We start from the raw sequence: 24,718 nt of genomic DNA, 5'->3' as shown, positions 1-24,718 counted from the left end.
CCGGCTTACGCCGTCGTCGCCTTGCTGACGATGCTCACGGGGTGGCGGCGGTCCTTGAGGCTGATCCTCAGCAGCAGCGAGCCTTTCCGCGCCAGGACGACGGCGACCGTCAGGGCGGCGACAGCCGGGACTCCCCCGGCCACCAGCAGGGCCACGTGCGGGCTGGCATGCTCGGAGAGCCAGCCCAGCATCGGCCCGCCTATTGCCTGGCCGCCGATCAGCACCATGATGTACAGGCTCATCACCCGGCCCCGGATACTCATGTTGGAACTGACCTGGACAAGTTGGTTCGATCCCGTCAGGAACATCAGGCACCAGAAGCCGGACAGCACCATCACCGCCCCGAAAACCGGCATGGACGGTGCCGCGGCGGCAATGCAGAGCATGATCCCGTACATGCCGGCGCAGAACACCACGGAGCGGAGCCGCAGCTGCCGGCGCCGCGTGGACGCCACGGCTCCCGCTAACGCGCCGAGTGCCACGAGGGCGTTCAGCAGTCCGTAGCCTCCGGCTCCTACGTCGAAGACGTGATCGGCGAAGGCGGCAAGCACTACCGGCAGGCTCATGGCAAACACCGCGATGAACCCGGCCATCAGCCACGGCCAGTAGATGGTGGGTTTGCTGAGGGCATAGCTGAGTCCTTCGCGGAGCATGCCCTTGCTCTTGGGCGTCGGTGCACTGACGAACAGCTGGTCTTTCCGCAGGATCAGGAGCATGGCCACCGTGGAACAACAGGCTACGGCGTTGCCGGCGAACGCCCATCCTGCCCCCACGGCGGTCAGCAGCCATCCAGCGAGGGCGGGACCAATCAGGCCGCCAAGCTGGAAGGTGGTGGAGTTGACGCTGATCGCGTTGCGCAGGTACTTCGGCCCCACCAGTTCGTTGACAAACACTTGCCTGGCGGGCTGATCCAGCACGGTGACCAGGCCGAGGACCAGGGCGATGACGTAGACGTGCCAGACCTCGACGGCGCCTGTCAGCGCAAGAACCGCGAGCGCGGCAGCCAGGACCGCGGCCATGCTCTGGCACAGGATCAGGATCTTCCGTTTGGCGAACCTGTCCGCCACCATGCCGCCCCAGGGGCCCAGCAGGAGGGAGGGCAGGAACTGCAGCGCCACGGTGATGCCCACCGCGGTCACGGATCCGGAAAGCTGCAGGACCATCCAGTCCTGGGCGATGCGCTGCATCCAGATGGCGATGACGGCGATGAAGTGACCCACCGCGAAGATCCGGAAATTCGGGACCTTCAGCGAGATGAAGGTGTGCTTCCACGGCAGCCGGTCAGGGACGACGGCGAGGGGCTGGGTCTGGCTGTCCGGCGGTGCAGCGCTTGTGGAGTCGATGACGGGCTGGGTGACAGTTGCCGATGAAGGCGGTGGGGGTGCCACAGAAGTGTCCTCAAATTGCGGTCGGTCCGGGATGCCGTTAACGCTAGGCTGGTGCACGTGATTATGGAGACGTATTGTCCCTATAACTCGTATTGCAAACTGCAATGCCGCCAATATCCGCTCTGTCCCACTGGAGTCCACAGTGTTTGAACCTGCGCAGCTGCGCTCCTTCCTGGCGGTCGCGGAAACCCTGAGTTTCACCAAGGCTGCTGATCGGCTGGGCCTGGCCCAACCCACCGTCAGCCAGCACGTCCGCAAGCTCGAAAGAGCTGCCAAACGGGTGCTGATCACAAGGGACACGCGGGATGTCCGGCTGACAGACAACGGTGATGCCATGGCAGGCTTCGCACGGAACATCCTCTCGGCCCACGACGCCGCTGCACGGTATTTTTCCGGCTCCGCCATGCGGGGAAGGCTGCGGTTTGGTACCGCCGATGATTTGGCAATTACCGGGCTGCCACGGATCCTTCGCGAATTCCGGCAGATCTATCCGCAGATCAACCTGGAACTTACCGTAGGCCAAAGCGACCAGCTGTACCGGAAGCTCAATGCGGGCCAGCTGGACCTCGTGTTCGTGAAATGGGTCGCCGGGGCCAAGGATGGCACGGTGGTGCAGCATGACTCGTTCTCCTGGGTGGGCCAGGAACAGACCGTACTGGAACCCGGGGCTCCCGTGCCGCTGATTGCCTACCCCTCACCCAGCCTGAGCCGAAAGCTCGCCATCGATGCTTTGGAGTCGCACGGCAGGACGTGGCGCATCACCTGCACCACGCGCCAGATCAGCGGCGTCCTTGCCGCAGTCCGGGCCGGCATCGGGGTCGCCGTCATGCCGTCCTCGCTGGTGCCCGACGACCTGAAGATCATTACCCGGCGCTTTGACCTGCCGGCAGTCGGCGACGTGGATTTCACGCTGATCCGCAATCCTTTGGCCAACTCCGAGGTGATCGACGCGCTGACGCAGTCCATTGTGGGGCGGACCATCAACCGCCCGGCCTAGGCACTTTCGAACCTATTGATGCCGGTCCCCGCCTGCGGGCACGGCCGAAGCACCCCACGGCCCGGCGACCTTTCCCGGGAGGCCTTTGTTGGCGACGTCGTCCACGTGATCGAGTCCGCGGCGGGCGGCCCTGTGGCACTCGTGGGCCAATCGATGGGCGCCCATACCGCAATGCTGGTAGCAGCGAAGCGGCCGGACCTGGTCAGCAAGCTCGTGCTTCTGGAAAGCAGTGCCGGCAGCAGCAGCGCTGCCGAGAATATGCAGCTCGGGGAATTCTTCCGTTCCTGGCCGGTTCCATTTCCAAGCCGGGCCGCCGCGAAGGAGTTCTTGGGCAACGGGCCCCTGCAGGACGCGTGGGTGGCCGACCTTGAAGAACGGGAGGACGGGTACTGGCCCCGCTTCTCTGCAGACGTCATGGTGGGCACGATGAACGGGTTGATGCGGCCCCGCTGGGAGGAGTGGGATGCCGTCGCGGCGCCGACCCTCGTGGTGTATGGCGAAGAAGGAATGTTTTCAGCGGAAGAGAAGACGGAGTTCGTTGCCCGCGGCCATAGCGTCCGGCGCGTCGACATTCCCAGGGCATCTCATGACGCACACCTCGATGCCTCCGGCGCGTGGATAGCGGCACTGAAATCGTTCCTGAACAGCTAAAGCTTCCGCCGGAAGACAACCCGTTCTCCATTGATGCCGGAACGTTGCATCGCCTATGCTGGTTTTCCCATGGTCAAGCAGATGGCCGGTTCTTCAATACGAGCACGCCCTGCCCGTCGGGCTGCGCGCTCGGGACAGGCAGCCAATGACGACAGCCAAGAACACCCGCCTCAGCTCCACGCATGCCCGCCCGCATAATACTGCCCGGCCTCTGGCTACCCGCCAATCCACCCTCGGCTCCGGACTGGCCACCACGGACTCCGGATACGTTGGTAAGCCCACCTGCGACAAGTGCCGCACCGATGAATTTGTCTACCTTGAGTCCTACATTCCGCCGACCTACCGGCGGGATGGTGCTGTGGCAACTTTGGGCGAAGTCGCCTACACCTGCACCCGCTGCGAGGAGTTCTCCGCCCACAGCGTGCCGGTGACATGGACTCCGCCGGGCTGGTACCTCGGCTAGCGGAGAGCCCAACCAGTCAGAACTGCAGAAGGCCGGGTGGCCACCGCCAAGGTGACCGCCCGGCCTTTGCTTTGCCGTTGCGAGGCTAGATCAGCGCGTCGGAGAGGTGGTTCGGTGTGCCGAAGCGGTGCGCGGTGATGCTGACAGCCTGCTCATGCAGGAACGGCAGCAGTTCCACGCGGCCGGCCTCGGTGACCGGGTGGGAGTAGACGGCAAGGTCCGGGCGACCGCCGGTCGCGTGCGCCAGGGCAGCGGCATCTCCGCCGATCAGGCGGATGCGGGCTCCGGAGAGCCTGCCGGCACTGGCGAGCTGGCCGGCGGTTGCCAGCCACTCGGCGTCGGACTCAACTTTGGCGTCGATGTCCAGCGCGGTGAGCACCGCGCGCAGCTGGGCGGGGAGCTCGACGGCGGTGGACACCGTCAGCTCCGAGCCCGCCAGCACGCCGGCCGCTACGGTCCGCACAAGGTGTGCGAGCGTCGCGCCCTCGGAGAGGCGGATGGTCACGGGCAGGCTGCGGTAGCGGAAAATGTTGCGCTCCGCGCTGAGGCCGGAGACGTCCTTTGCCGCACCGAACTCGCTGGCCCAAGCCTCAGCATCCGAGGCCAGTGCGCGCTGGACGGACTCGAGCTCTGCAGGTTCCAGGGCGTAACCGGCTGCATTGATGACCCGCCCGACACCGGGATGGGTCACAGGCGTATCCGCCGTGCTCGCCGCGGAAGTCCACTCACCCAGGCCGGCCAGGTAGTTGGGCCCGCCGGCCTTGGTGCCGGCGCCTACTGCTGACTTCTTCCAGCCGCCGAACGGCTGGCGCTGCACGATGGCGCCGGTGATGCCGCGGTTCACGTACAGGTTTCCGGCCTGGATGGTCTCCAGCCAGGTGCCCAGCTCCGCAGAGTTCAGGGAGTGCAGGCCCGCGGTGAGGCCATACTCAATCTGGTTCTGGATGGCGATGGCCTCTTCCAGCGTTTCAGCGGTCATCACACCCAGCACCGGGCCGAAGAATTCGGTCAGGTGGAAGTAGGAACCGCGCTTGACGCCGTAGCGCACGCCCGGGCTCCAGAGCCGGCCGGTGTCATCCAGCTTCCTTGGTTCCACGGCCCAGTTTTCGCCGTCGCCCAGGGTGGTAAGGGCGTTGAGGAGTTTTCCGTTGGCAGGCTCGATGATCGGCCCCATCTGGCTGGTGGGATCCTGCGGGTAGCCCACCTTCAGGGAGGTGACGGCGTCGATCAGCTGGTTGTGGAACCGCTTGGACTTGGCCACGGAGCCCACCAGGATCACCAGTGAAGCCGCGGAGCATTTCTGGCCGGCGTGGCCGAACGCGGAGTAGGCCACGTCCTTGGCTGCGAGATCCAGGTCCGCGCTGGGGGTGACGATGATGGCGTTCTTGCCGCTGGTCTCAGCCAGCAGCGGCAGGTCCTGGCGGAAGGAACGGAACAGTTCGGCGGTTTCGTAGCCGCCGGTGAGGATTACGCGGTCCACGGCCGGGTGGGAGATCAGCTGCTTGCCGAGCTCCCGCTCACCGAGCTGCACCATGGTGAGGACATCGCGCGGAACGCCCGCTTCCCAGAGGGCTTCAATCATCACGGCGCCGCTGCGGGCGGCCTGCTTGGCGGGCTTGATGACGACGGCGGAGCCGGCGGCGAGTGCCGCCAGGGTTGATCCTGCCGGGATGGCGACCGGGAAGTTCCACGGCGGCGTGACCACGGTGAGTTTGGCTGGCACGAACGTGGCGCCGTCGACCTCGTCGAGCTGCCGTGCCGACTCGGCGTAGTAGTGAGCGAAGTCCACGGCTTCGCTGACTTCGGGGTCGCCCTGGTCGATGGTCTTGCCGGTTTCGCTGGCCATGACCTCAAGCAGGTCGGAGCGGCGGGCCTCCAGGACGTCGCCCGCGCGGTGCAGGATCTCCGCGCGCTCGGCGCCGGAAAGTTCGCCCCAGGCCTTGCCCTTTTCGACGGCGGTGTTGATGGCCGCGTTCAGCGTTGCTTCATCCTTGATGAAGGCGGCTTCCACGGAGGCGTTGCCGAGCGTGGAGGACGGGACGCGTTCCAGGATGGCCCGGCCCCAGTCGCGGTTGGCCGGCAGGGAGGGATCCGTGTCCGGGGTGTTCTCGAAGCCGTCATGGGGCATCGGCTCAGGCGGCAGGTTGCGGTTCTGCTGCCGGTTGGCCGGGGGAACGCTGTTGTCCAGCGCCGCAAGCGAGGCGAGGAAGCGCTGCTTCTCCCGCTCGAACAGGACCTCGTTCTCGCTCAGCTCGAACACTGCAGACATGAAGTTGTCCTGGCTCGCGCCTTCTTCGAGCCGGCGGATCAGGTAGGCGATGGCGACGTCGAACTCGGCCGGGTGCACCACAGGGGTGTAGAGCAGCAGCGAACCGACGTCCTTCTTGACGGCTTCGGCCTGGCCCTGCGCCATGCCCAGCAGCATCTCGAACTCGATGCCGGACTCAACGCCGCGCTGCTTTGCCAGGAGCCAGGCGAAGGCGATGTCGAACAGGTTGTGGCCGGCCACGCCGATCCGGATGTTCTGGATCCGGTCCGGGTGGAGGGAGTAGTTGATGACGCTTTTGTAGCTGGTGTCTGAATCCTGCTTGCTGCCCCAGGTTGCCAGCGGCCAGTCGTGCAGCGAGGACTCCACCTGCTCCATGGGCAGGTTGGCACCCTTGACCACGCGGACCTTGATGGCGGCGCCACCGTTGGCACGGCGTTCGGCCGCCCAGTCCTGCAGGCGGATCATGGCGGACAGGGCGTCCGGGAGGTAGGCCTGGAGCACGATGCCGGCTTCGAGGTCCTTGAACTCTGGCTTGTCCAAAATCCTGGTGAAGACCGCGATGGTCATGTCCAGGTCCTTGTACTCCTCCATGTCCAGGTTGATGAACTTGGCCTTCTTACCGTTGCCGGCGAAGGAGGCGGCGCGCTGGAACAGCGGCGTCAGTTTCTCCACGACGTGGTCAACGGCTTCGTCGAAGGCCCAGGCGGAGTGCGGGGCAACGGTGGAGGACACCTTGATGGAGACGTAGTCGACGTCGGGGCGGGCCAGCAGGGTGTGCGTGCCCTCGAGCCGGCGGGATGCCTCGTGCTCGCCGAGGACGGCTTCGCCGAGGAGGTTGACGTTGAGCTTGATGCCGTCCTTGCGGATCTTCGCGATTGCGGGCCCGAGCTTGGCGTCGGTGGCGTCAACAATCAGGTGGCCCACCATTTCGCGCAGCACCCTGCGGGCAATGGGGATGACAACCTGCGGCATGACCGGAGCCATGGTTCCGCCCAGCTGCACCGCGCGGCGCATGTACCAGGGCAGGAACGCGGGGACCTTTGGTGCGAGCGCGGCGAGGTTCCGCGCGGCCACGTTCAGGTCCTCGGGACGGACCACGCCGTCCACGAAGCCAACGGTGAACTCGAGCCCGTTGGGGTCCTTCAGCACCCCTGCAAGTTGCTGGGCTGAAGCATCCACGGGAACCTTGGACGCCTCGGTCAGCCAGTGGCGGACCAGCGCTACCGCTTCGCTGGCCAGCGCCTTCGCCTGGGGCACATCGACGTCGACGGTCCGCAGCGTAGTTCCGGCGGCAACTGCCGGTTCCATTGCAATGTGGGTCATGGCTTTTCTCGTTCTTTCCTGTGGTTCGAGGAGGTCTTACCCACCAGTATGAACTTCCAGTCACGTAAGATAAAGCGATCTTTTCTAAGCAATACAGGTTAGAAAACCCAAAGGTTTGGCGCGCTCAAATATGGCCCCGCACCCCTCCCCACCGGACGCTCTCTCACTTGGCGCACCATATGTGGCCACGCTCTCTCACTTAATGCGGGAAAAACGGAAACGCTCTATCACCCTCCACAGGAAGGTGATAGAGCGTCCGGTTTAAAGCGGCATTAACTGAGAGAGCGTCCCGGGGATTGGTGCGGCAGGTGATGGGGCGTTCGCGGAGGCGGGAGGGGGGTCAGCCGACAGGCCGGTGCATCTCCACGATCTCGTCGTGCCGCGGGCTGTTCGGGTTCATCAGCGAGTTCTTCTTGCCATAGAAGAAGTAGATGGCCAGGCCAATAACAAGCCAGACGCCGAAGCGGGCCCAGGTTTCCCAGTGCAGCTGGAACATCAGGAACGCCGAGGCCAGCACACCGAAGGCCGGGATGACCGGCATCAGGGGCAGGCGGAAGGACCGCGGAGCGTCCGGCTTCTTGTAGCGGAACACGATCACAGAGAAACAGACGACGACGAACGCGGCCAGGATGCCGATGTTCGTGAGGTCAGCAACGGCCTTGATGGGGAACACGCCGGCCAGCAGGGCGGACGCCACGCCGGCGATCCATGTAACGCGCTGCGGGGTGCCGTGGCGGTCGGTCTTGGAGAACCAGCCGGGCAGCAGGCCGTCGCGGCTCATGGAGAACCAGACACGGGTGACGCCCAGGAGGAAGGTCAGCATCACGGTGAGGATGGACAACACGGCGAACACCGAAATGATGGTGGCGATGACCGGCAGGCCCACACCGGTGAAGGCTGAAGCAAAACCTGCGGTGGGGTCGATGTCCTTGTAGTTCTGCATGCCGGTCAGCACCAAGGTGGCGGCCACATACAGGAGCATCGCAATGATCAGCGAAAGGATAATGGCCTTGGGCATGTGCTTCTTGCCGTCTTTGGCCTCTTCGGCCGCGGTGCTCATGGCGTCGTAGCCGAACACGGCGAAGAAGACGGTGGCTGCACCCGCAAGGACGGGGCCGAAACCGCTGGGCATAAACGGGTTGTAGTTGTTGGTGTCGATGTAGAAGACGCCCAGTCCAATGATGAAGAGGATCAGGATGACCTTGATGGCCACTGCCACGAGCTCGAACCGGCCAAACGCCTTGGTGCCACGGGAGAGGATCCAGGTCACGATGAGGCACACTACGATGGCCGGGATGTTCACGATTCCGCCCCGGCCCTCGTCAGCCGTGGACGTCATCCAGATGGGCATATTGATGCCGATACCGGAGAGGAAAGCGTCGAAGTAACCGGAAATGCCGATGGCCACCACGGCCACGATGGCAATGTATTCGAGCAGCAGGTCCCAGCCGATGAACCAGCCAATGATCTCGCCCAGCGCCACATATCCATAGGTGTACGCCGAGCCGGCGCGGGGAATCATGCCCGCGAACTCTGCGTAGGACAGCGCCGCGGCCGCCGAAGCAAGGCCGGCAACCAGGAAGGAAATCAACACCGCGGGCCCCACCCCGGGTGCGCTTTCGCTTCCTGCTGCCACCAGTCCCGCAAGGGAGAAGATGCCGACGCCGATGATGCCGCCTACGCCGATCGCCGTAAGCTGCCACAGCCCGAGTGACTTAAAGAGGCCACTGTGTTTGTTTTCTTCCTCAATGTCGTCGATGGGCTTGCGCCTCATGATCGACTGGCTCATATCTCTAGTGCTCATCAGGAACTCCTGCTTGGGGTGCGACCCCGCCGCGGCACGCCGTTAGGCGCTGTGACGGGGGTAACTCGGTCCCAACAGTATGCAAGCCTGCTTGCATTAGATAAAGTGACTACTTCTAACCTATATTCGTTAGTTTCAGTTAGGAATTCCCCATGCTTGATCTCCGCAGGCTCCGGCTGCTCCGGGAATTAAGCATCCGGGGAACCCTCGCGGAGGTGGCGGAGGCACTGCAGTACAGCCCGTCGTCGGTATCGCAGCAGCTTGCCCTGCTGGAGAAGGAAGTAGGCGTGGAGCTGCTTCGCAAGACCGGCCGGCGCGTGCAGCTCACGCCGCAGGCCGAAGTGCTGGTGGCGCACACGGCGAGCCTGCTGCAGACCATGGAACAGGCGGAGGCCGATCTCGCGGCTTCCCTGACCACTGTCACGGGGACCGTCCGGATCGCGGTCTTCCAGTCCGCGGCCCTTGCACTGATGCCGGAAACGCTGACGAGGATGGCCAAGGCGTACCCGGAGGTCCGCATCGAGATGATCCAGCGTGAGCCGGAAACCGCGCTGCACGAGACCTGGGCGCGGGACTTCGACCTTGTCATCGCCGAACAGTACCCGGGGCACGCAGCCCCGCGTTACCCCGAGCTGGACCGCGTCCGGCTGACCACCGATGCCATCAGGCTGGCAGTTCCACCGACGTCCGACGGCGGGCCCGCCATCAGCTCGTTGGCGGACACAGCGGAACTCGCCTGGGTCATGGAGCCGCGGGGAGCAGCATCGCGGCATTGGGCGGAGCAGGCCTGCCGGAGCGCCGGCTTTGAACCGGACGTGCGCTTTGAAACCGCCGACCTGCAGGCGCAGATCCGGCTGATCGAGTCCGGCAACGCCGTAGCCCTGATGCCGGACCTGGTCTGGACAGGCCGCGGCACCACTGCCCAACTGCTGGAGCTGCCGGGCAAACCGCACCGGACTGTGTTCACGTCAGTGCGCCGTTCCAGCGCCCAGCGGCCCGCCATCCTGGCAGCACGGGAAACGCTGGCCGCTGCCGCCGCGGCGGTGGCAACGGACGACGCCGGGTGACCGGCCGCCGTCGGGCCCTTCACTTCGCGGGGTTGGGGCTTCCTGCTGCAGTGTTCCCTGCGTCACTGCGCAGGATGGCCCCCGGCGCTAGACTGATGCCGTTATGAATCGAACAATGTTCAAGTCCAAAATCCACCGGGCCACCGTCACGCACGCCGACCTGCACTACGTAGGGTCGGTCACCGTTGACCTGGACCTCCTGGATGCTGCCGACATTCTTCCCGGCGAGCTGGTGTCCATCGTGGACGTGACCAACGGCGCCCGGCTGGAGACGTACACGATTGCCGGCGAGCGCGGCTCCGGCGTCATCGGCATCAACGGCGCTGCGGCCCACCTGATGCAGGAAAACGACATTGTCATTCTGATTACCTACGCGCAGATGACCACCGAAGAGGCGAAGGCCTACGAGCCAAAGGTGGTCCACGTGGACGAGAACAACCGCGTTGTCCAGCTGGGCAACGACCCCGCCGAGGGACTGACGCCAGGGCTGCTCCGCCCCCCTTTTGCCCTTAACAACGCTTCCCTCTAAACCGGAGCGTGTGTCCCAGTACCCTCCACCGCCGCGCCCTGCGGTTTAAGTCCCAGCGGTTCACCTCCCAGCGGGTTAGCCCTTGCTAGGTGTACTCGCCGGCTTCTTTGTGGTCTGGTGCATCATCCTGGTGGGCTGGTTCGTGGGCCGGCAGAAGGTACTGGGTGACAACGCACGCCAGGTCCTCAGTTCCCTCACCTTCTTTGTGGCCAGCCCGGCGCTGTTGTTCGAAACTCTGAGCAAGGCGCCACTCGCCGAGGTTTTTGCGGCGCCCCTGCTGGTCGCCGCCGTGTCGGCCATCGCCACGGCAGCCATCTTCTTTGTCATCGCCAAGTTCTGGCTTAAACGCTCGCTTCCCGAGTCCCTGATGTCCTCGATGGCGGCATCCTTGGTGAACTCCGCCAACCTGGGCATCCCCATCGCGGTCTACGTCCTGGGCGATGCGAGCTACGTGGCGCCGCTGCTGATCTTTCAACTGGCCTTTTTCACGCCGCTGTTCCTGATGATCCTGGACTCGAGCACCAGCTCGCACCGCACCACGCCCCTGAGCTTTGCAGTGATGATTCTGAAGAACCCCATGATCGTCGGCTCCGCCCTTGGCCTGCTGGTGGCAGGCACCGGCTGGCAGGTTCCGCCGCTGGTCATGGAGCCCATCCACCTGATCGGCGGCGCGGCGATCCCGGCCATGCTGATCGCCTTTGGCATGAGCCTGAACGGCACCCGTCCGCTTCAGGCCTCCACCTCCCGCCGGGTGGACACCTTGCTGGCCAGCGCTTTCAAACTCGCGGTCCAGCCGGCGCTTGCGTATCTCTTTGCCCGTTTCGCGCTGGGGCTGGAGGGCCACATCCTGTTTGCCGTCGTTGTCACCTCGGCACTGCCCACCGCGCAGAATGTTTTTGTGGCCGCCAGCCGTTACAAGACGGGCCTCACCGTGGCCAAGGACACGGTGCTGATTACTACCGTGGTGGCCGTCCCGGCGATGATTGGCGTAGCGCTGCTGCTGACGTGATGGGAGTTTGATGGAGAAGATGCTGGACACCGTGGTGATCGGCGGCGGAGCCATGGGTTCGGCTGCGGCATGGGCGTTGTCCCGCCGCGGCCGCCAGGTAACGCTGGTGGAGCAGTTCGGGCCGGGACACAAGATCGGCGCCTCGCACGGGGCCACGCGCAACCTGAACCCCGGCTACCACCGGCCGGAATACGTGGCCATGCTGGCCGAAGGCTTGAGCCTGTGGGACGAACTCGAGCAGGACAGCGGCGAAAAGCTGCTGGCCCGAACGGGAATCGTCAACCACGGCCCCGATCCCCGGCTTCCGGACGTCGCCAATGCCCTGAACCAGGCCGGCATCCGCGCCGAGTTCCTGTCCCCGGCGGTGGCCGGCGAGCGCTGGCGCGGCATCCGTTTCGACCAGCAGGTACTCCATATGCCCGACGGCGGCCAGCTCAACCCGGAGGCGGCCCTGCCCGCCTTCCAGCGGCTCGCGGTGGCCCGCGGCGCGGAGATGCGGTACCACACCAAAGTGGTGGAGCTGAAAGTGATGGACGACGGCGTCCGGCTCACCTTGGAGTCCGGCTCGGGCACCGAAGTGGTCAACGCCGCCCAGGTTGTGGTCACCGCCGGCGGCTGGACCGAAAAGCTCCTGGCTGGCGCCTGGGGAAGTACCCAACTGCGGATTCCGACGCTGCGGGTCACCCAGGAGCAGCCGGCGCACTTCCGCGTGGCGGATGAGGGCGCCCGATGGCCCGGGTTCAACCACATGCCAGGCACGGGCGCGGAGTACAAAGGCTGGTACTCCCCCGTCTATGGGATGCAGACTCCAGGTGAGGGGGTCAAGGCCGGGTGGCACGGCGTGGGCCCGGTAGTGGACCCGGACCGGCGGTCCTTCCAGCCGGAACCCGTGCAGCTCGCCGCCCTGCAGGATTACGCCCGGGCGTGGCTGCCCGGCGTGGACGCCGATTCATTCGAGGCCATCAGCTGCACGTACACCACCACCCCCGATGAGGACTTCATCCTGGACCGGATTGGCCCTGTGGTCATCGGTGCAGGATTCTCCGGGCACGGGTTTAAGTTCACTCCCGTTGTTGGCCGCATCCTTGCCGACCTCGCCACCGGCACTCGGCCGGCGCCGGAGATCTTCCGCGCATCACGCTAGCCTTTAGCGCTCCTTGCCGTCTTCCACCACGCTGGCGACCGGCTCGGCGTCGGCCTGCTTTCCCGCGGCCGGCTTTCCCGCGTTCGCCTTGACCGCGGGCATTGCCAGCACCGCCGCCACAGTGAGGAGGCCTGCGGCCAGCGCCGCCAGGAAGACGGCGCCTGAAGCGGCGACGACGGCGGGCGCCTCACCGCTGCCTCCTGCCGTGGTTGCGTACACCGAGTTCGCGATGGCGCCGAACACGGCCACGCCGAGGGCGCTGCCAATGGACCGGGCGAACATGTTGGTGCTCGTCACGACGCCGCGCTCGTTCCATTCCACGCTGGATTGGGCAGCGATAAGGGTCGGGGTGGCCACCAAGCCCAAGCCGAGTCCGACGACGAAGCAGCTGGTGGCAATCAGCACCACGTTGGGAGTAGCCGAAGTCAGGGCAAGGACGATAAGACCCGTCACTGTGACGGCAATTCCGATCAGGGCTGTGGCTTTGAACCCGATCCGCAGGTAGAGCCGCCCCGCCTGCGAGGCGCTGATCGGCCAGCCGAGGGTCAGCGCCGCGAGCGCCAGGCCGGCAATCAACGGCGAGGTGGACAGGGCTCCTTCGAGGAACGTGGGCACATACGAGGTCAGTCCGATCAGGACTGCGCCGACACCGAAGGACACCAGGGCAGTGGTACCGAGCAGGCGCCGCGACACCACCCAGGTGGGCAGGACCGGCTCCGCGGCCCGCCGCTCCACCAGGAGGAACAGGACCAGGAGGACGGCCCCCACGGCGAAGACGCCGATACCAACCGGCGAGTTCCACTCCCACGCCTGTCTGCCCTGGAGGGCGCCAAGGATCAGGAGGGTGAGCGAGCCTGCCAGGAGTGCAGCGCCGGCGTAGTCCACGCGGTGCTTGGCGCGCTCGACGTTTTCGTGCAGGGTCCGGAGCAGCATCCACCCTGCCAGCAGGCACAGCGGAACGTTGACCAGGAAGATGCCGCGCCAGATCCCCAGTGAGGAGAAGATGCCGCCCAAACTGGGACCCACCACTGAGGAGACCGCCCACACACTGGCCAGGTAGCCCTGGACCTTGGCCCGCTCCTCAACTGAGTAGATGTCGCCGGCGATGGTGATGGACACCGGCAGCACGGCCCCCGCCCCGAGGCCTTGCAGCGCCCGGAAAGCAATCAGGGCGGGCATGCTCCAGGCGATCCCGCAGAGGATTGAACCGAGCAGGAACAGCCCGATGCCTGCCATGATGATCGGCTTGCGGCCAACCATGTCCGAAAGCTTTCCGTAGATGGGCACCGAGACGGCCTGGGCCAGCAGGTACGCAGAAAAGAGCCAGGGGAAGGATTCGAAGCCGCCCACGTCGCGAACAATCGAAGGGACTGCGGTGGCAACGATGGTGGAATCGATGGCCACCAGCCCGGTGGCCAGCATCAGTGCCATAAGAATGGGGCCCCGCTCTGAACGGAACCCCACTCCTTGGGCTCGCGTAGTCATATGTCTCGTTTCGGTCCCTGTTTCCGTTTTCCCTGTTATCTCCACTCTAGGGACCGAAGCGGAACGGCGACTACCTTCTGTGCTGGTGCCCGTCCAGGAGCCGGGCACAGCGGATGAAACCCAGGTGCGAGTATGCCTGCGGGTGGTTCCCTAAGTGGGTTTCCGTGCCGGGGTCGTATTCCTCCGGCAGCAGGCCCGTGGGGCCGAAGAGGTTCACCAACTGGTCGAACAGGTCCCAGGCCTCCTCGATCCTTCCCACCGCGACGTACGCCTCGATCAGCCAGGTGGTGCAGATGTGGAACCCGCCCTCCAAACCCGGCAGGCCGTCGTCGTACCTGTACCGGAACACGGTGGGGCCCACCCGCAGCTCCCGTTCCACGGCCGTAACGGTATCCAGGAAGCGCTGGTCCGTGACGTCGAGCAGGCCTGAGAGGCCGATGTGCAGGACGGCCGCATCCAGGTCCGGGCTGTCGTAAGCCACCGTGTAGGAGGATGCGGACTCGTCCCAGCCTTCCGTCAGCACCTCTTCCCGGATGGCCGTGGCCGTGGCTTCCCATACCGGTTCGAATGCGCGTCCGTGCCGGGCCGCGGTCCGAAGGGCCCGGTCAAGGGTCACCCAGCACATCACTTTGGTGAACACGTGGTGCCGGGGAGCCCGCCGGGCTTCCCAGATGCCGTGGTCCGGTTCCCGCCAGCGCGCCAGCACTGCCGAGGCCATCTGGACCATCAGTTCCCAGCGGCCGTCAGTCAGGGCCGCTTCCCTCTCGCTGAGAGCGTGGATAAGTTCCGCGATGGGACCGAAGACGTCCAGCTGGACCTGATGGTCGGCGGCATTGCCGATCCGGACAGGCCGGGAGCCGGCATAGCCAGGGAGGCTGTCGATCACCGCCTCTGTTGAGAGCGGCGCGCCGGTGACCGAGTAGAGGGGATGCAGCCACTCCGGGCCGGGGGCGTGCTCCAGGATCCGCCCGAGCCAGTTTAGGAAACCCACTGCTTCCTGTGTGGAGCCAAGATCCACCAGCGCGTTGACCGTCATGGAGCCGTCCCGCAGCCAGCAGTACCGGTAGTCCCAGTTGCGGGTGCCGCCAATGCCTTCCGGCAACGATGTGGTGGGCGCGGCCAGCACCGCGCCTGTGGGCTCGTGGACCAGTGCGCGGAGGACCAGGGCGGACCGGCGCACCAGGGATGGCTTGACGGTGGGCAGGTCCAGGCGCTGCACCCAGCTGCGAGAGTGGAGCGCCACGCCGGCCCGCCGCTCGGTTTCGCCGCCGGGGTCCACAGGTTGATACTCCGTATCGCCGCACCTCAGGTTGAGCACTACTGGGCCGTCCTGCAGGTTGACGGCGGCTGTCGCCGTGCCATGCCGCCCATCCGAGGCAATGGCAAACGTCACGCCCGGAGCGAAGAGAATAATCGGGTCAGAGGTCCCCACCACGTGCAGCCCGTCGCCGCGCGCCTCCATGCTGAAGGGAGCGTTGGCGTAGTCGGGGCGGGGCGCAAACACGATCCTCGCCGCACCGCTTCCTGAGAGCACGCGGACAAGGCTGGTGATGCCCTCGGGGGCCGGTTCCAGGTAATCCGTGACCGTGACGTCGGCCCAGCGGGTTTCCACGATCATGGTGCTGTCCACGTAACGCTGGCCCAGCACCTGGGAGGCCTTGACGGGCTCAACAGAAAAGTGCCCGGCCGCGTCGCCGCCAAGGATGTGGGCAAAGAGCGATCCGGAGTCGGGGAGCGGATGGCTCATCCAGCAGATCCGGGCGTCAGGGGTGACGAGGGCTGTGGACGATCCGTTCCCGATCATCGAATGCCGCTCAAGCCCCACGGCGTCCTCGCCGAACAGCCACGCCCGGCGCAGTTCAAACAGGATGGCAAGCACGCGGGCAAAGCCCTCCGGGTCGCGCAGCCGGTGTGAAGCGCCTGTCTCCCCCGGCCCTACCCGCAGGCCCATGTCCGGCCCCCGCAGTGTGGCGATGGCAAGCTCATCGCTGTACGCGTCCCCGGCGTACATGGCAGCACTGGCGCCAAGCCGCGAGCGGAGATTTTCCAGCGCCTCGGCCTTGGAAGGTTCCACGACGGAGAGGTCCAGGACCGACCCGTCCACGATGAAGAACAGGCCGTGCTCACGGGCAATCTCCCGGGCAGTTTCCGTGACCGCCTCCACCACTTCTGCGGCGGCGGGACGGGTGTGGATCGAAACGGCCACGGGCTTACGCTCGATCCAGACTCCCTTGTGGAAGCCCACCGCCTCAGTGACTGCTGCACTGACTTTCTGCAGGGCAGCTTCGGTAGCCAGCGGCTGGACGTGCGCGAAACCCATGTCGGATTCGGCGCCGTGTGAGCCGATGAGGTGAACCTCCGCGGGCAGGCGGGACACGGCGGCCAAGTCGCGCAGGGAGCGGCCGGAGATGACGGCGGCATGGGTGTTGGGCAGAGCCGCCAGGGCGCGCAGGGCGATCGCGGCGCTACCCAGCGGGAGGGTTTCGGTGGAGATCCCCTCGGCATCACACAGCGTTCCGCCATAATTGCAGGCCACCAGCAGCCCCGGAACCCGGGCGAGGACCTTAAGTTCGGCCATCAGGCTGGGCGTCAGCCCGTCGTCGGCCGCGTCGGACCGGACAAAGGATCGGAGCAGCCCCAGCGGAAGGGACCGGGTGAGTAGCGCGGAATCCGCCACGCTCTGGTTCAACGGCATCGCCATTCGTGCACCCCTTAGGCAGGACGCACCCGGAAAGGCAGCCGAAGGATGGCCCACGGCTATCGGGTGGTGCCCCTCCCGGACTTCCACGGGGAACTCCAAAGGGGGCATTCCTCATCGTCCGCCCGGCCCGTTTCCCCCGAAAGTCCCCATCATTGCGTATGTGTAAAAGCACTGCCTATGTGGAAAAGTCCGGCGGCGAAGCGCCGCCGGCTGCTACACCCGGGCCAGGCCTGCCACTTCAGCGAGCAGTTCCACCGAACGCAGCCGCGCCTCGGTGCCCGTGCTTTGGTGCGCCACGATGAGTTCGTCGGCGTCGGCGTGCCTGCCGAATTCGTCCAGGTAGTCCATCACGACGTCGGGCGTACCCACCGCGGAGTAGGTCATCATCTGCGAAACGTGCTGGCCCTGTGGCGAGTCGAGGATCATGTCCGCCTCGTCGTCCGTGAACTCGCGGCCACCGCCGAAGAACAGGGAGACCCTGGCGCGCTTGGTCTCCTGCAGCATGGCCTGTGCCTCGGAGGCAGAATCGGCGGCAATGACGTTCACACCCGCGATCACATGCGGCGCGTCCAGCTGCGCAGAGGGCTTGAATTCGCGGCGGTAGATGGCCACGGCATCCTGCAGCGCGTTGGGCGCAAAGTGGGAGGCAAACGCGTACGGCAACCCAAGCTGGGCAGCCAGCCGCGCGCCGAACAGGGAGGATCCCAAGATGTACAGCGGAACGTTGGTGCCCTTGCCCGGGGTGGCTTCAACGCCTTGGATCCGGGTCGGCCCGGTGAGGTAGCCCTGCAGCTCCAGGACGTCCTGCGGGAAGCTGTCCGCGGACATCGGGTCCCGTCGCAGGGCGCGCATGGTGTTCTGGTCGCTGCCCGGAGCGCGGCCCAGGCCCAGGTCGATCCGGCCCGGATGGAGGGTTTCCAAAGTGCCGAACTGCTCGGCGATGGTCAGCGGCGAGTGGTTGGGCAGCATCACGCCGCCGGCGCCGAGCCGGATGCTTTCGGTGTGCGCGGCGACGTGGGCGATCAGCACGCTGGTGGCGGAGGAGGCGATGGAGGACATGTTGTGGTGCTCGGCGTACCAGACCCGCCGGTAGCCAAGTTTCTCGGCGCTCTGCGCCATGGCCACGCTGCCCGCGAAACTCTCCGCCGCCGTCTGGCCCTTGCCGATGGTTGCCAGGTCAAGGATGGAGAGGGGAAGAGTCACGGTAGGTGCCGGCCTTTCAAAACGTTTTCGCAGGGATGCGCCGGCCGGGTCGCGGCGGGCACGCATTGCATAACGACGGCGGCGGCCTGCTTATTTCTGTGACGTTCGGAATACTCAGCATGCTGATGAGGTTGCCGCCCCTATGAGCCTAGAGACAACGAACCAGTTGGAACTGTCCGCAACCATTGACCTGAAGGACCTCGGGACCGTGCACCGGCTCGGCTTCGGTGCCATGCGCATCGTGGGGGACGGCGTCTGGGGCGAGCCCGCTGACCGCCGCGCCGCCGTGGAGGTGGTGCGCCGCGCCGTCGAACTCGGAGTGGACTTCATCGATACCGCAGACTCTTACGGCCCGAACATCAGCGAGGAAATCCTGGCCGAGGCGCTGCACCCGTACAAGGAAGGGCTGAAGATCGCCACGAAAGTGGGCTTCACGCGGACCGGGCCGGGCAGGTGGATCCCCGTTGGCCGGCCGGAATACCTGCGCCAGCAGACCGAACTGAGCCTGCGGAAGCTAAAGGTGGACACCCTGGACCTGCTGCAGCTGCACCGGATCGATCCGAAGGTGGATGCTGAAGAGCAGTTTGGTGTGCTCCGCGAACTCCAGGACGAGGGAAAGGTCCGGGCGCTGGGCCTCTCGCAGGTGAGCGTGGAGGAACTGGAAGCGGCCGGCAAGCATTTCACCGTTTCCACTGTCCAGAACCGCTACAACCTGACGGACCGGAGCTCCGAGGATGTGCTGCGGTACTCGGAGGAGAACGGCATCGGCTTTATCCCCTGGGCGCCCATCTCCGCGGGCGAGCTTGCGCAGCCGGGCGGACCGCTGGACGAGGCCGCAAAGCGGCTGCGTGGCACCACCTCGCAGGTGGCACTGGCCTGGCTGCTGCGCCGCTCCCCCGTGATGATGCCCATTCCCGGCACTGGCTCCGTGAAGCACCTTGAGGAGAACATGGCCGCTGCGGGCATCACCCTCAACGACGACACCTACGCGGAACTCGAAGCCGCGGGGCAGTAAACGCCGCAGGAAAGCTGTCCCGCCCGCTGGTGCTGACAGGGAAGTGGCCCGGTCTGGCGACCGGGCCACTTCCTTACGGGCGCGGCGTTCGGCTACTGGTTAGACCGCGCAGCCACCGAGAGCGATGGTTCCGTCAATGGCCTTGATCTGGTTCTGCACCTCCCCCATCTTGGCCGTCAGAGAGTTGACCACCGCCTTTTGCGCCTCAACCGCGTCCTTTTTCACGCCCTTCGCCGCCAGCAGGTCTCGAAGCTTCCCCTGGGCTGCCGTGAGCTGTCCGTCGAGGGTAGTCAGTTGCGCCTGCAAGGACGAGAGGTTTGCCTCCGCGGCGCTGATTTCTCCGTTTAGCTTGTCGAGCAAGGCCAGCAGCGGGCTCACTTGTTCCTGCAGGGCCAGGATCTCGCCTTCTTTCGTCGTAATTTGACCGTTCAGCGTCTTGAGTTCCGCAGCCAGCCTTTCGCCGATCTGGTTGATCGAACCAATCTCACTCGTCTTATCGGCAACTGCTTTGTTGGCGTCATCGACTGCCTTCTGGAGGACCGGGAGCTGCTCCTGCAGACCTGCCACATCAGCCTTCTTGGCGTCCACTGCCGCGTCGGCCGCGGCCTGGGACTGATGCGCTTCAGCCAAAGCCGACTTACGTGACTCCAGCACCTTCTCCTGCTCGGCGATCGCAGCTTCGGCTTCCGCAACATCGCTTTCCAGTCCCGGCAGTGCTTCTTTGAGACGGAAAACTACATCTTCTTGGTCGGCGACAGCAGTCGCCGCAGCCACGGCCGCGTCCTGGAGCGCCGGCAATCCGTCCTGAAGGGTGGTCAGCTCCGCCTGCTTGGCAACAACTGCACCGTTCGCCAGATTGACTGCATCCTGCAGCCCAGCGATCTGGGAGTTCAGCGTCGCGATCTCGGCTTCCTTGGAAGTGACTGCTGCGTTTGCCGCTGTCAGCACGTCTTGGAGGGGCTTAGCCTTCAGTTGCAGGCCGCTGCTTTCTGTTTGCTTTGCAAGCAACTGGTCGTTCAAGGTGTTGACCTGCTTCTGCAGTCCACTCAAGTTCCCCTGAAGCGCGGAGATCTGGGAGCTCTTACTGGTGATCTGACTGCTAACGGTGTTCAGCTCTGTTCGGAGCACAGGAAGCTTTTCCTCCGCCTCCTTCTTCAGTCCGTCCCGGTTGTCCTTGACAGCTTCATAGCGCTTTATTTCGCCTTCAAGGAAGACCTTCCGCGCTTGGAGGGTTGCGAGCTCGCCCTTTGCCGTGGTGAGTTCCGCCTGCTTGACAGTTACCTGCCCATCAACGGTGCTGATCTGCCCCTGGAGTGCTGTTGTCTCGCTCGCGAGCGCCGTAATTCTCGCGTTATTGTCGTCCACTGCCTTGGCTGCCGCAGCGGCCTCTGTCTGAAGCCGGGCAAGATCTGTTTGGGCTGCGGCAATAGCTGTGTTCTTGGCGTCGAGGGCGGTTTTGGCATCGGCTGCGGCGGTCTGCAAAGCTCCAAGATCACCTTGGGCCGTGGTGATCTGGCCCTTCTTGACCGCGACTGCCTCTCTTGCGGCTGCCTCAACCCTCTGGGCATCCGCCAGAGTCTCTTCCGCTGCGGCGATCTTTTCCTTCTGGGCTTGCAGCGCCTCGGCTGCGTCAGCACCAGCAGCCTGGAGAGTCGCCAGATCCTGCAGAGCCTTGCTTACTTCCTGGTCTGCGGCGACGACGGCGGCAGCCGCCTGCTCTGCCTGCTCAGTCAACTTCTCCAACTGGCTCTGGGCATCCTGGATCTCCGCATTTTTGGCGGACACTTCATCAGCAGCCTTTTGAGCTGCGTGCTCGAGCCAGTCCAGCTGGTCCTGGGCGGCGACGAGGGCCTCGCTGTTCGCAGCCTGATCGGCGGCCAACTGGTCGGCTTGGCTTTGGAGGTCCGCCTTTGCCGCCTCGGCAGCCGCGAGCTCTTCCTGGAGGGGTCCCAACTCGTTGACCTCGTCGGACTTCTGAGTTTCCAGGGTAGCGAGGGCTTTCTCAACGTTCGAAATTGCCGCTTCGGCAGTTGTCTTCTCCGTCTCAAGTTGACCAATTTGTCCCTGAGCGGCTGTTACGGCTTCTGCCAACTGCTTTTCCTCTGCATCGAGGTCGGCAATTGCCTTGTTGGTGTCCGCGATCTGGCCCGAAAGGGTGGCCGCGCTGGATTCCAGTGCCGCCCGCTCTGCCGTCAGCTTGGCAATGGCGTCGGCGTTCCTCTTCGCCGCATTCTTCAGCAGGTTCTCCTGAACGGTGCCCCGGTGCGCCAACTGGTTCACCACGCCGCTGCAGACCGAAGAATTGGACGTTGTTCCTGCTGCAACCGCCGGCTGGACCAGCACAAGGCTGGTGGCCAGCAGGCCCGGAAGGACGACGGCTGCCGCGAGACGGCGTGAGAGGACAGACTTTGACGCTGCAGTGCGCATTTGAGCTCCTGTTGAGACCTAAAAGCGGCCAACCCTGGCCGCTGCCTCAGCCAACCGTAGGTGCCGGGACCGGACGGGCACACGCGTAATCGCCCACCTGTCTTTGCTCCTTCAGTACTCGTTTTCTGGAAAAGCTCCTGAGAGCCGCTACTTGGCCCACCCAGTAAATCGTTTTCGAATGTGACCGCCGCGGTCCTCCCGTGACCTGCCGTTACTCCCCGTATCTCCGGGTTTCAGCGCCTTTGATTCCCCTGCTCGGGCTGCCGGATAGTTGCTTCAACGAACACACTCCGTTGCATCCGATATCCACGTCCAAGGAGGACAAATGGCCATCACCAAGGCGAAACCGGCTGCCGCCGTCGCCCTCACCATCACCGCGCTCCTGGGGCTGGCAGCCTGCTCCGACCCGGGCGCGACGGCGGCGACAGCACCGACGTCGGGATCCTCCACCACGGCGGCAGGCAAGACCTTCAACCTGTCCCCTGAGCAGGACCGTTTCAAGGTTTCCGTCGACTCCGAAGCCGCCGCGCTGGTTCCCGACGCCATCAAAGCCGATGGCAAGCTCACGGTGGTCAGCACTGGCGGCACGGCCCCGCTGAGCACCTTTGCCACGGACAACAAGACCCTGATCGGCAGCGAGGTGGACATCGCTTACGCGGTGGGCGAGACGCTGGGCCTGGAGGTCGAGGTCCTTCCCGTGGCTTGGGCCGACTGGCCGCTGGGCATTGAGTCCGCGAAGTACGAAGCCGTGCTGTCCAACGTGACGGTCACCGAAGCCCGCAAGGAAAAGTTCGACTTCGCCACCTACCGGAACGACCTCCTGGGCTTCTACGCGAAAAGCGATTCGGACATCGGCGAGATCAAGGAGGCCAAGGATGTTGCGGGCAAGCGCGTCATCGTTGGCTCTGGCACCAACCAGGAAGCCATCCTGGTGCGCTGGGACGAGGAGAACAAGAAGAACGGCCTGAAGCCGGTCGAGTTCCAGTATTACGACGACGACTCCGCCTCAACGCTGGCCCTGCAGTCCGGCCGTGCGGACCTGACGTTCGGACCCAATGCCGGGTCTGCCTACAAGGCCGCGCTGGACGGGAAGAGCAAGCAGGTGGGCACCCTCAACGGCGGCTGGCCGCTGACCGCGCAGATCGCCTTCACCACCAAGAAGGACAACAACCTGGCGGTCGCAGCCCAGGCCGCACTGAATGAGCTGATTGAAAACGGCACGTACGGCAAGATCCTGGACCGCTGGGGCCTCTCATCAGAGGCCATCCAGAAGTCCGAGCTGAACCCGGCAGGCCTGCCCAAGAAGTAGGGAAGCCTGCCGACGAATAGATCCCCGCCTTGCTTCAGCGAGGCGGGGATCCTTCACGTTCTCGCCCGAGCGTCCCGAGGAGCCGCCGGCCGGGCAAGCCGCCGGGCTGGCCCCGACCCTCATTGCCCGAAGACCAGACCATCCACGCCAGGGCACATATTCTGAGAAGGAGCCGCCCCCAATGCTGAAGGAGCCCCATGCCCCATCCGACACGTCCCTTGCGCAAGCTCGGATTCCTCACTATTGGCCTGTTCGATCCGGCAGATCCTGCCGCCGGCCACGAGTCCACTTTGCAGATTATCGAACGTGGCGAGCGGCTGGGGTTCGACAGTGCGTGGCTGCGCCACCGCCATCTGCAGTTCGGGATCTCCTCCCCCATTGCGGTGATGGCCGCCGCCAGCCAGCGCACCTCCCGGATTGAGCTTGGAACCGCTGTGACACCGCTGGGCTGGGAAAACCCATTGCGCCTCGCCGAGGACCTGGCCACCGTGGATCTGCTCGCGGGTGGACGTATCAACCCGGGGTTGAGTGTGGGGGAGCCGATGCACTACGACACAGTGAAGCACGAACTGTACCCGGATACGTCAGAGCTTGAGGACTTCAGCTACGCCCGCGTGGACCGGCTTGCACGCCTGATCGCAGGCGAAAGGGTGCGGGACTTTTCGGGCAGGCAAGGCGTGGTCGAGGAATTCTCCAACCGCGTCGAGCCGCACTCTCCCGGCCTACGGAATCGTCTTTGGTATGGGGTAGGCAGCAGAAAGTCGGCCGTCTGGGCAGGGGCGAACGGTTTCAACCTGCTCTCCAGCAGTGTGATCTTCCCCGAAGCGGATCAGGAACCGGACTTCGCCCGCGTTCAGCAATCGCAGATTCGTGCCTTCCGTGAGGCCGCCGCAACGTCAGCCCACGCACACGGACCGGCCCGGGTGTCGCAGGGCTTGGTGGTCATCCCCACCGACTCAGCGTCACCGGGACAGCGGGAGAAGTACCAGCGGTACGTCGAGGAGCGCACTCCCCGCACACGGGCGCCGCAGGGGCCAAAAGGCATGATGTTCGCCCCGGACCTCATCGGCACCAGCGATGAAATCGCCGAGCAGCTCTACGCACACGCAGGATTCCGGGAAGTGGATGAGGTGGCGTTCGCCCTCCCCTTTAGCTTTGACCACGAGGACTACCTCCAGATCCTCACCGATATCGCTGGCAAATTGGGTCCCGCCCTGGGCTGGGCCCCGGCGGAGGTTGGGCAAGACTCACCGTAACCGCCCGAGACCCAATCCACCCTTCGACCCACCCTGAAAGTGCACGCCTGGCAGGTTAGGCCATAGTCTGGCCAGATGGGGACAAGAACCGTGAACTCCGGCGAACAGGTGGACAGGCAGTCGCGCATCCTCGAGGCGGCGCTCGAGCTGCTGTCCCGCCACGGTATCTCAGGTGTGAGCATGCGCGCTGTGGCCCGCGAAGCCGGCGTTGCGCTGGGGCTGGTGAACTATTACTACGACGATAAGACCAGCCTGATCCGGGCAGCCCTGCACCGGGTAGACGAGCACGACCTTAAACTGGTGGCACCAGACCCCTCGTCGGCCCCGGAGGAACAGTTGCGCAAGGCCCTGCGGCGGGTTGCGGGCGCCGAACTGCTGACCACACGGTACCTGTCCCTGCGCCTGCACCTTTGGGCCCTCGCGCAAGCCGATGAGGACTATGCAGAGATCAATGCCGCAGCTTTTGACCGGTACCTCGACGGACTCGCTTCGCTGGTGTCCAATGCCGTCCCCGGGCTCCCGTGGGAGCAATGCAGGGAGCGCGCAGCCGACATCGTCGTGGTACAAAACGGCATGTGGCTCACGGCGCTTCTTGGCATAGACAAAGCAGCCATCCAAAGAAGTATTGCCCGCACCGAGGAGATCGCGTTCGCCCCGCCGCGGGACCAATAGCCGCAG

General features: G+C 65.0%; 18 protein-coding genes. 11 read left to right on the top strand and 7 right to left on the bottom strand.

The window, feature by feature from the left end; translation table 11 throughout:
• Nucleotides 1-5 precede the first annotated feature (5 nt).
• The gene (locus G6R19_RS18060; RefSeq protein WP_163167530.1) at nt 6-1,388 is read right to left on the bottom strand and encodes an MFS transporter; all 1,383 of its coding nucleotides are present in this window, start codon (nt 1,386-1,388) and stop codon (nt 6-8) included.
• 142 nt (nt 1,389-1,530) lie between these two features.
• Between G6R19_RS18060 and G6R19_RS18055 the strand changes: the two genes are divergently transcribed.
• The 3 genes from G6R19_RS18055 to G6R19_RS18045 all read left to right on the top strand — a co-directional run bounded on the left by G6R19_RS18055 (nt 1,531) and on the right by G6R19_RS18045 (nt 3,499).
• On the top strand, nt 1,531-2,385 hold the full coding sequence (locus tag G6R19_RS18055; RefSeq protein WP_163167528.1) for a LysR substrate-binding domain-containing protein: 855 nt from the start codon (nt 1,531-1,533) through the stop codon (nt 2,383-2,385).
• An 18-nt stretch (nt 2,386-2,403) separates the two neighbouring features.
• On the top strand, nt 2,404-3,036 hold the full coding sequence (locus G6R19_RS18050; RefSeq protein ID WP_163167526.1) for an alpha/beta hydrolase: 633 nt from the start codon (nt 2,404-2,406) through the stop codon (nt 3,034-3,036).
• Nucleotides 3,037-3,181: 145 nt separating this feature from the next.
• Nucleotides 3,182-3,499, top strand: a complete 318-nt coding sequence (locus G6R19_RS18045; protein WP_163167524.1) for a hypothetical protein — start codon at nt 3,182-3,184, stop codon at nt 3,497-3,499.
• A gap of 85 nt (nt 3,500-3,584) precedes the next feature.
• Here G6R19_RS18045 and G6R19_RS18040 read toward each other — a convergent pair whose 3' ends face one another.
• Entirely contained in the window at nt 3,585-7,091 is a 3,507-nt protein-coding gene (locus G6R19_RS18040; protein ID WP_205484575.1) for a bifunctional proline dehydrogenase/L-glutamate gamma-semialdehyde dehydrogenase, read from the bottom strand.
• Between the two features lie 340 nt (nt 7,092-7,431).
• Nucleotides 7,432-8,895 (bottom strand): amino acid permease, encoded by a 1,464-nt coding sequence (locus G6R19_RS18035; protein ID WP_163167522.1) that lies wholly within the window; start codon nt 8,893-8,895, stop codon nt 7,432-7,434.
• 152 nt (nt 8,896-9,047) lie between these two features.
• Between G6R19_RS18035 and G6R19_RS18030 the strand changes: the two genes are divergently transcribed.
• The 4 genes from G6R19_RS18030 (at nt 9,048) to G6R19_RS18015 (ending at nt 12,644) form a co-directional block, all read left to right on the top strand.
• Entirely contained in the window at nt 9,048-9,962 is a 915-nt protein-coding gene (locus G6R19_RS18030; protein WP_163167520.1) for a LysR substrate-binding domain-containing protein, read from the top strand.
• Nucleotides 9,963-10,065: 103 nt separating this feature from the next.
• A complete protein-coding gene (panD, locus tag G6R19_RS18025; protein ID WP_205484573.1) occupies nt 10,066-10,491 on the top strand; it encodes an aspartate 1-decarboxylase in 426 nt (141 codons plus the stop codon).
• Between the two features lie 82 nt (nt 10,492-10,573).
• Complete coding sequence (locus G6R19_RS18020; RefSeq protein WP_163167518.1) at nt 10,574-11,500, top strand: AEC family transporter; 927 nt, start codon at nt 10,574-10,576, stop codon at nt 11,498-11,500.
• A gap of 10 nt (nt 11,501-11,510) precedes the next feature.
• The gene (locus G6R19_RS18015; RefSeq protein ID WP_163167516.1) at nt 11,511-12,644 is read left to right on the top strand and encodes an FAD-dependent oxidoreductase; all 1,134 of its coding nucleotides are present in this window, start codon (nt 11,511-11,513) and stop codon (nt 12,642-12,644) included.
• A 3-nt stretch (nt 12,645-12,647) separates the two neighbouring features.
• On the opposite strand, the gene G6R19_RS18010 is transcribed toward G6R19_RS18015, so the two are convergent.
• From G6R19_RS18010 to G6R19_RS18000, 3 genes are all read right to left on the bottom strand, one after another.
• Nucleotides 12,648-14,129, bottom strand: a complete 1,482-nt coding sequence (locus tag G6R19_RS18010) for an MFS transporter (protein WP_163167514.1) — start codon at nt 14,127-14,129, stop codon at nt 12,648-12,650.
• Nucleotides 14,130-14,199: 70 nt separating this feature from the next.
• Nucleotides 14,200-16,830 carry a trehalase-like domain-containing protein gene (locus G6R19_RS18005; RefSeq protein WP_163167512.1) on the bottom strand — a complete coding sequence of 877 codons (2,631 nt, stop codon included), beginning with the start codon at nt 16,828-16,830 and terminating at the stop codon, nt 14,200-14,202.
• Nucleotides 16,831-17,043: 213 nt separating this feature from the next.
• Entirely contained in the window at nt 17,044-18,033 is a 990-nt protein-coding gene (locus G6R19_RS18000; protein ID WP_163167511.1) for an LLM class flavin-dependent oxidoreductase, read from the bottom strand.
• Nucleotides 18,034-18,175: 142 nt separating this feature from the next.
• Here G6R19_RS18000 and G6R19_RS17995 point away from each other — a divergent pair, with 142 nt between their 5' ends.
• Entirely contained in the window at nt 18,176-19,048 is an 873-nt protein-coding gene (locus G6R19_RS17995) for an aldo/keto reductase (RefSeq protein ID WP_163167509.1), read from the top strand.
• 99 nt (nt 19,049-19,147) lie between these two features.
• Here the strand turns inward: G6R19_RS17995 and G6R19_RS17990 are convergent, their stop codons facing one another.
• Nucleotides 19,148-21,475: a chromosome segregation ATPase gene (locus tag G6R19_RS17990; protein WP_163167507.1), complete on the bottom strand. Its 2,328-nt coding sequence runs from the start codon at nt 21,473-21,475 to the stop codon at nt 19,148-19,150.
• 325 nt (nt 21,476-21,800) lie between these two features.
• On the opposite strand from G6R19_RS17990, the gene G6R19_RS17985 reads away from it, so the two are divergent.
• The 3 genes from G6R19_RS17985 to G6R19_RS17975 all read left to right on the top strand — a co-directional run bounded on the left by G6R19_RS17985 (nt 21,801) and on the right by G6R19_RS17975 (nt 24,712).
• A complete protein-coding gene (locus G6R19_RS17985; RefSeq protein WP_163167505.1) occupies nt 21,801-22,784 on the top strand; it encodes an ABC transporter substrate-binding protein in 984 nt (327 codons plus the stop codon).
• A 197-nt stretch (nt 22,785-22,981) separates the two neighbouring features.
• Nucleotides 22,982-24,040 carry an LLM class flavin-dependent oxidoreductase gene (locus tag G6R19_RS17980; RefSeq protein WP_163167503.1) on the top strand — a complete coding sequence of 353 codons (1,059 nt, stop codon included), beginning with the start codon at nt 22,982-22,984 and terminating at the stop codon, nt 24,038-24,040.
• A 75-nt stretch (nt 24,041-24,115) separates the two neighbouring features.
• A complete protein-coding gene (locus G6R19_RS17975) occupies nt 24,116-24,712 on the top strand; it encodes a TetR/AcrR family transcriptional regulator (RefSeq protein WP_163167501.1) in 597 nt (198 codons plus the stop codon).
• Nucleotides 24,713-24,718: the final 6 nt, after the last annotated feature.

The sequence above is a fragment of the Arthrobacter sp. Alg241-R88 genome, assembly GCF_900537115.1.
Lineage (GTDB): Bacteria > Actinomycetota > Actinomycetes > Actinomycetales > Micrococcaceae > Arthrobacter.
The sequence above is the reverse complement of the archived record's forward strand: the minus strand, read 5'-3'. Positions and strand labels throughout refer to the sequence as shown.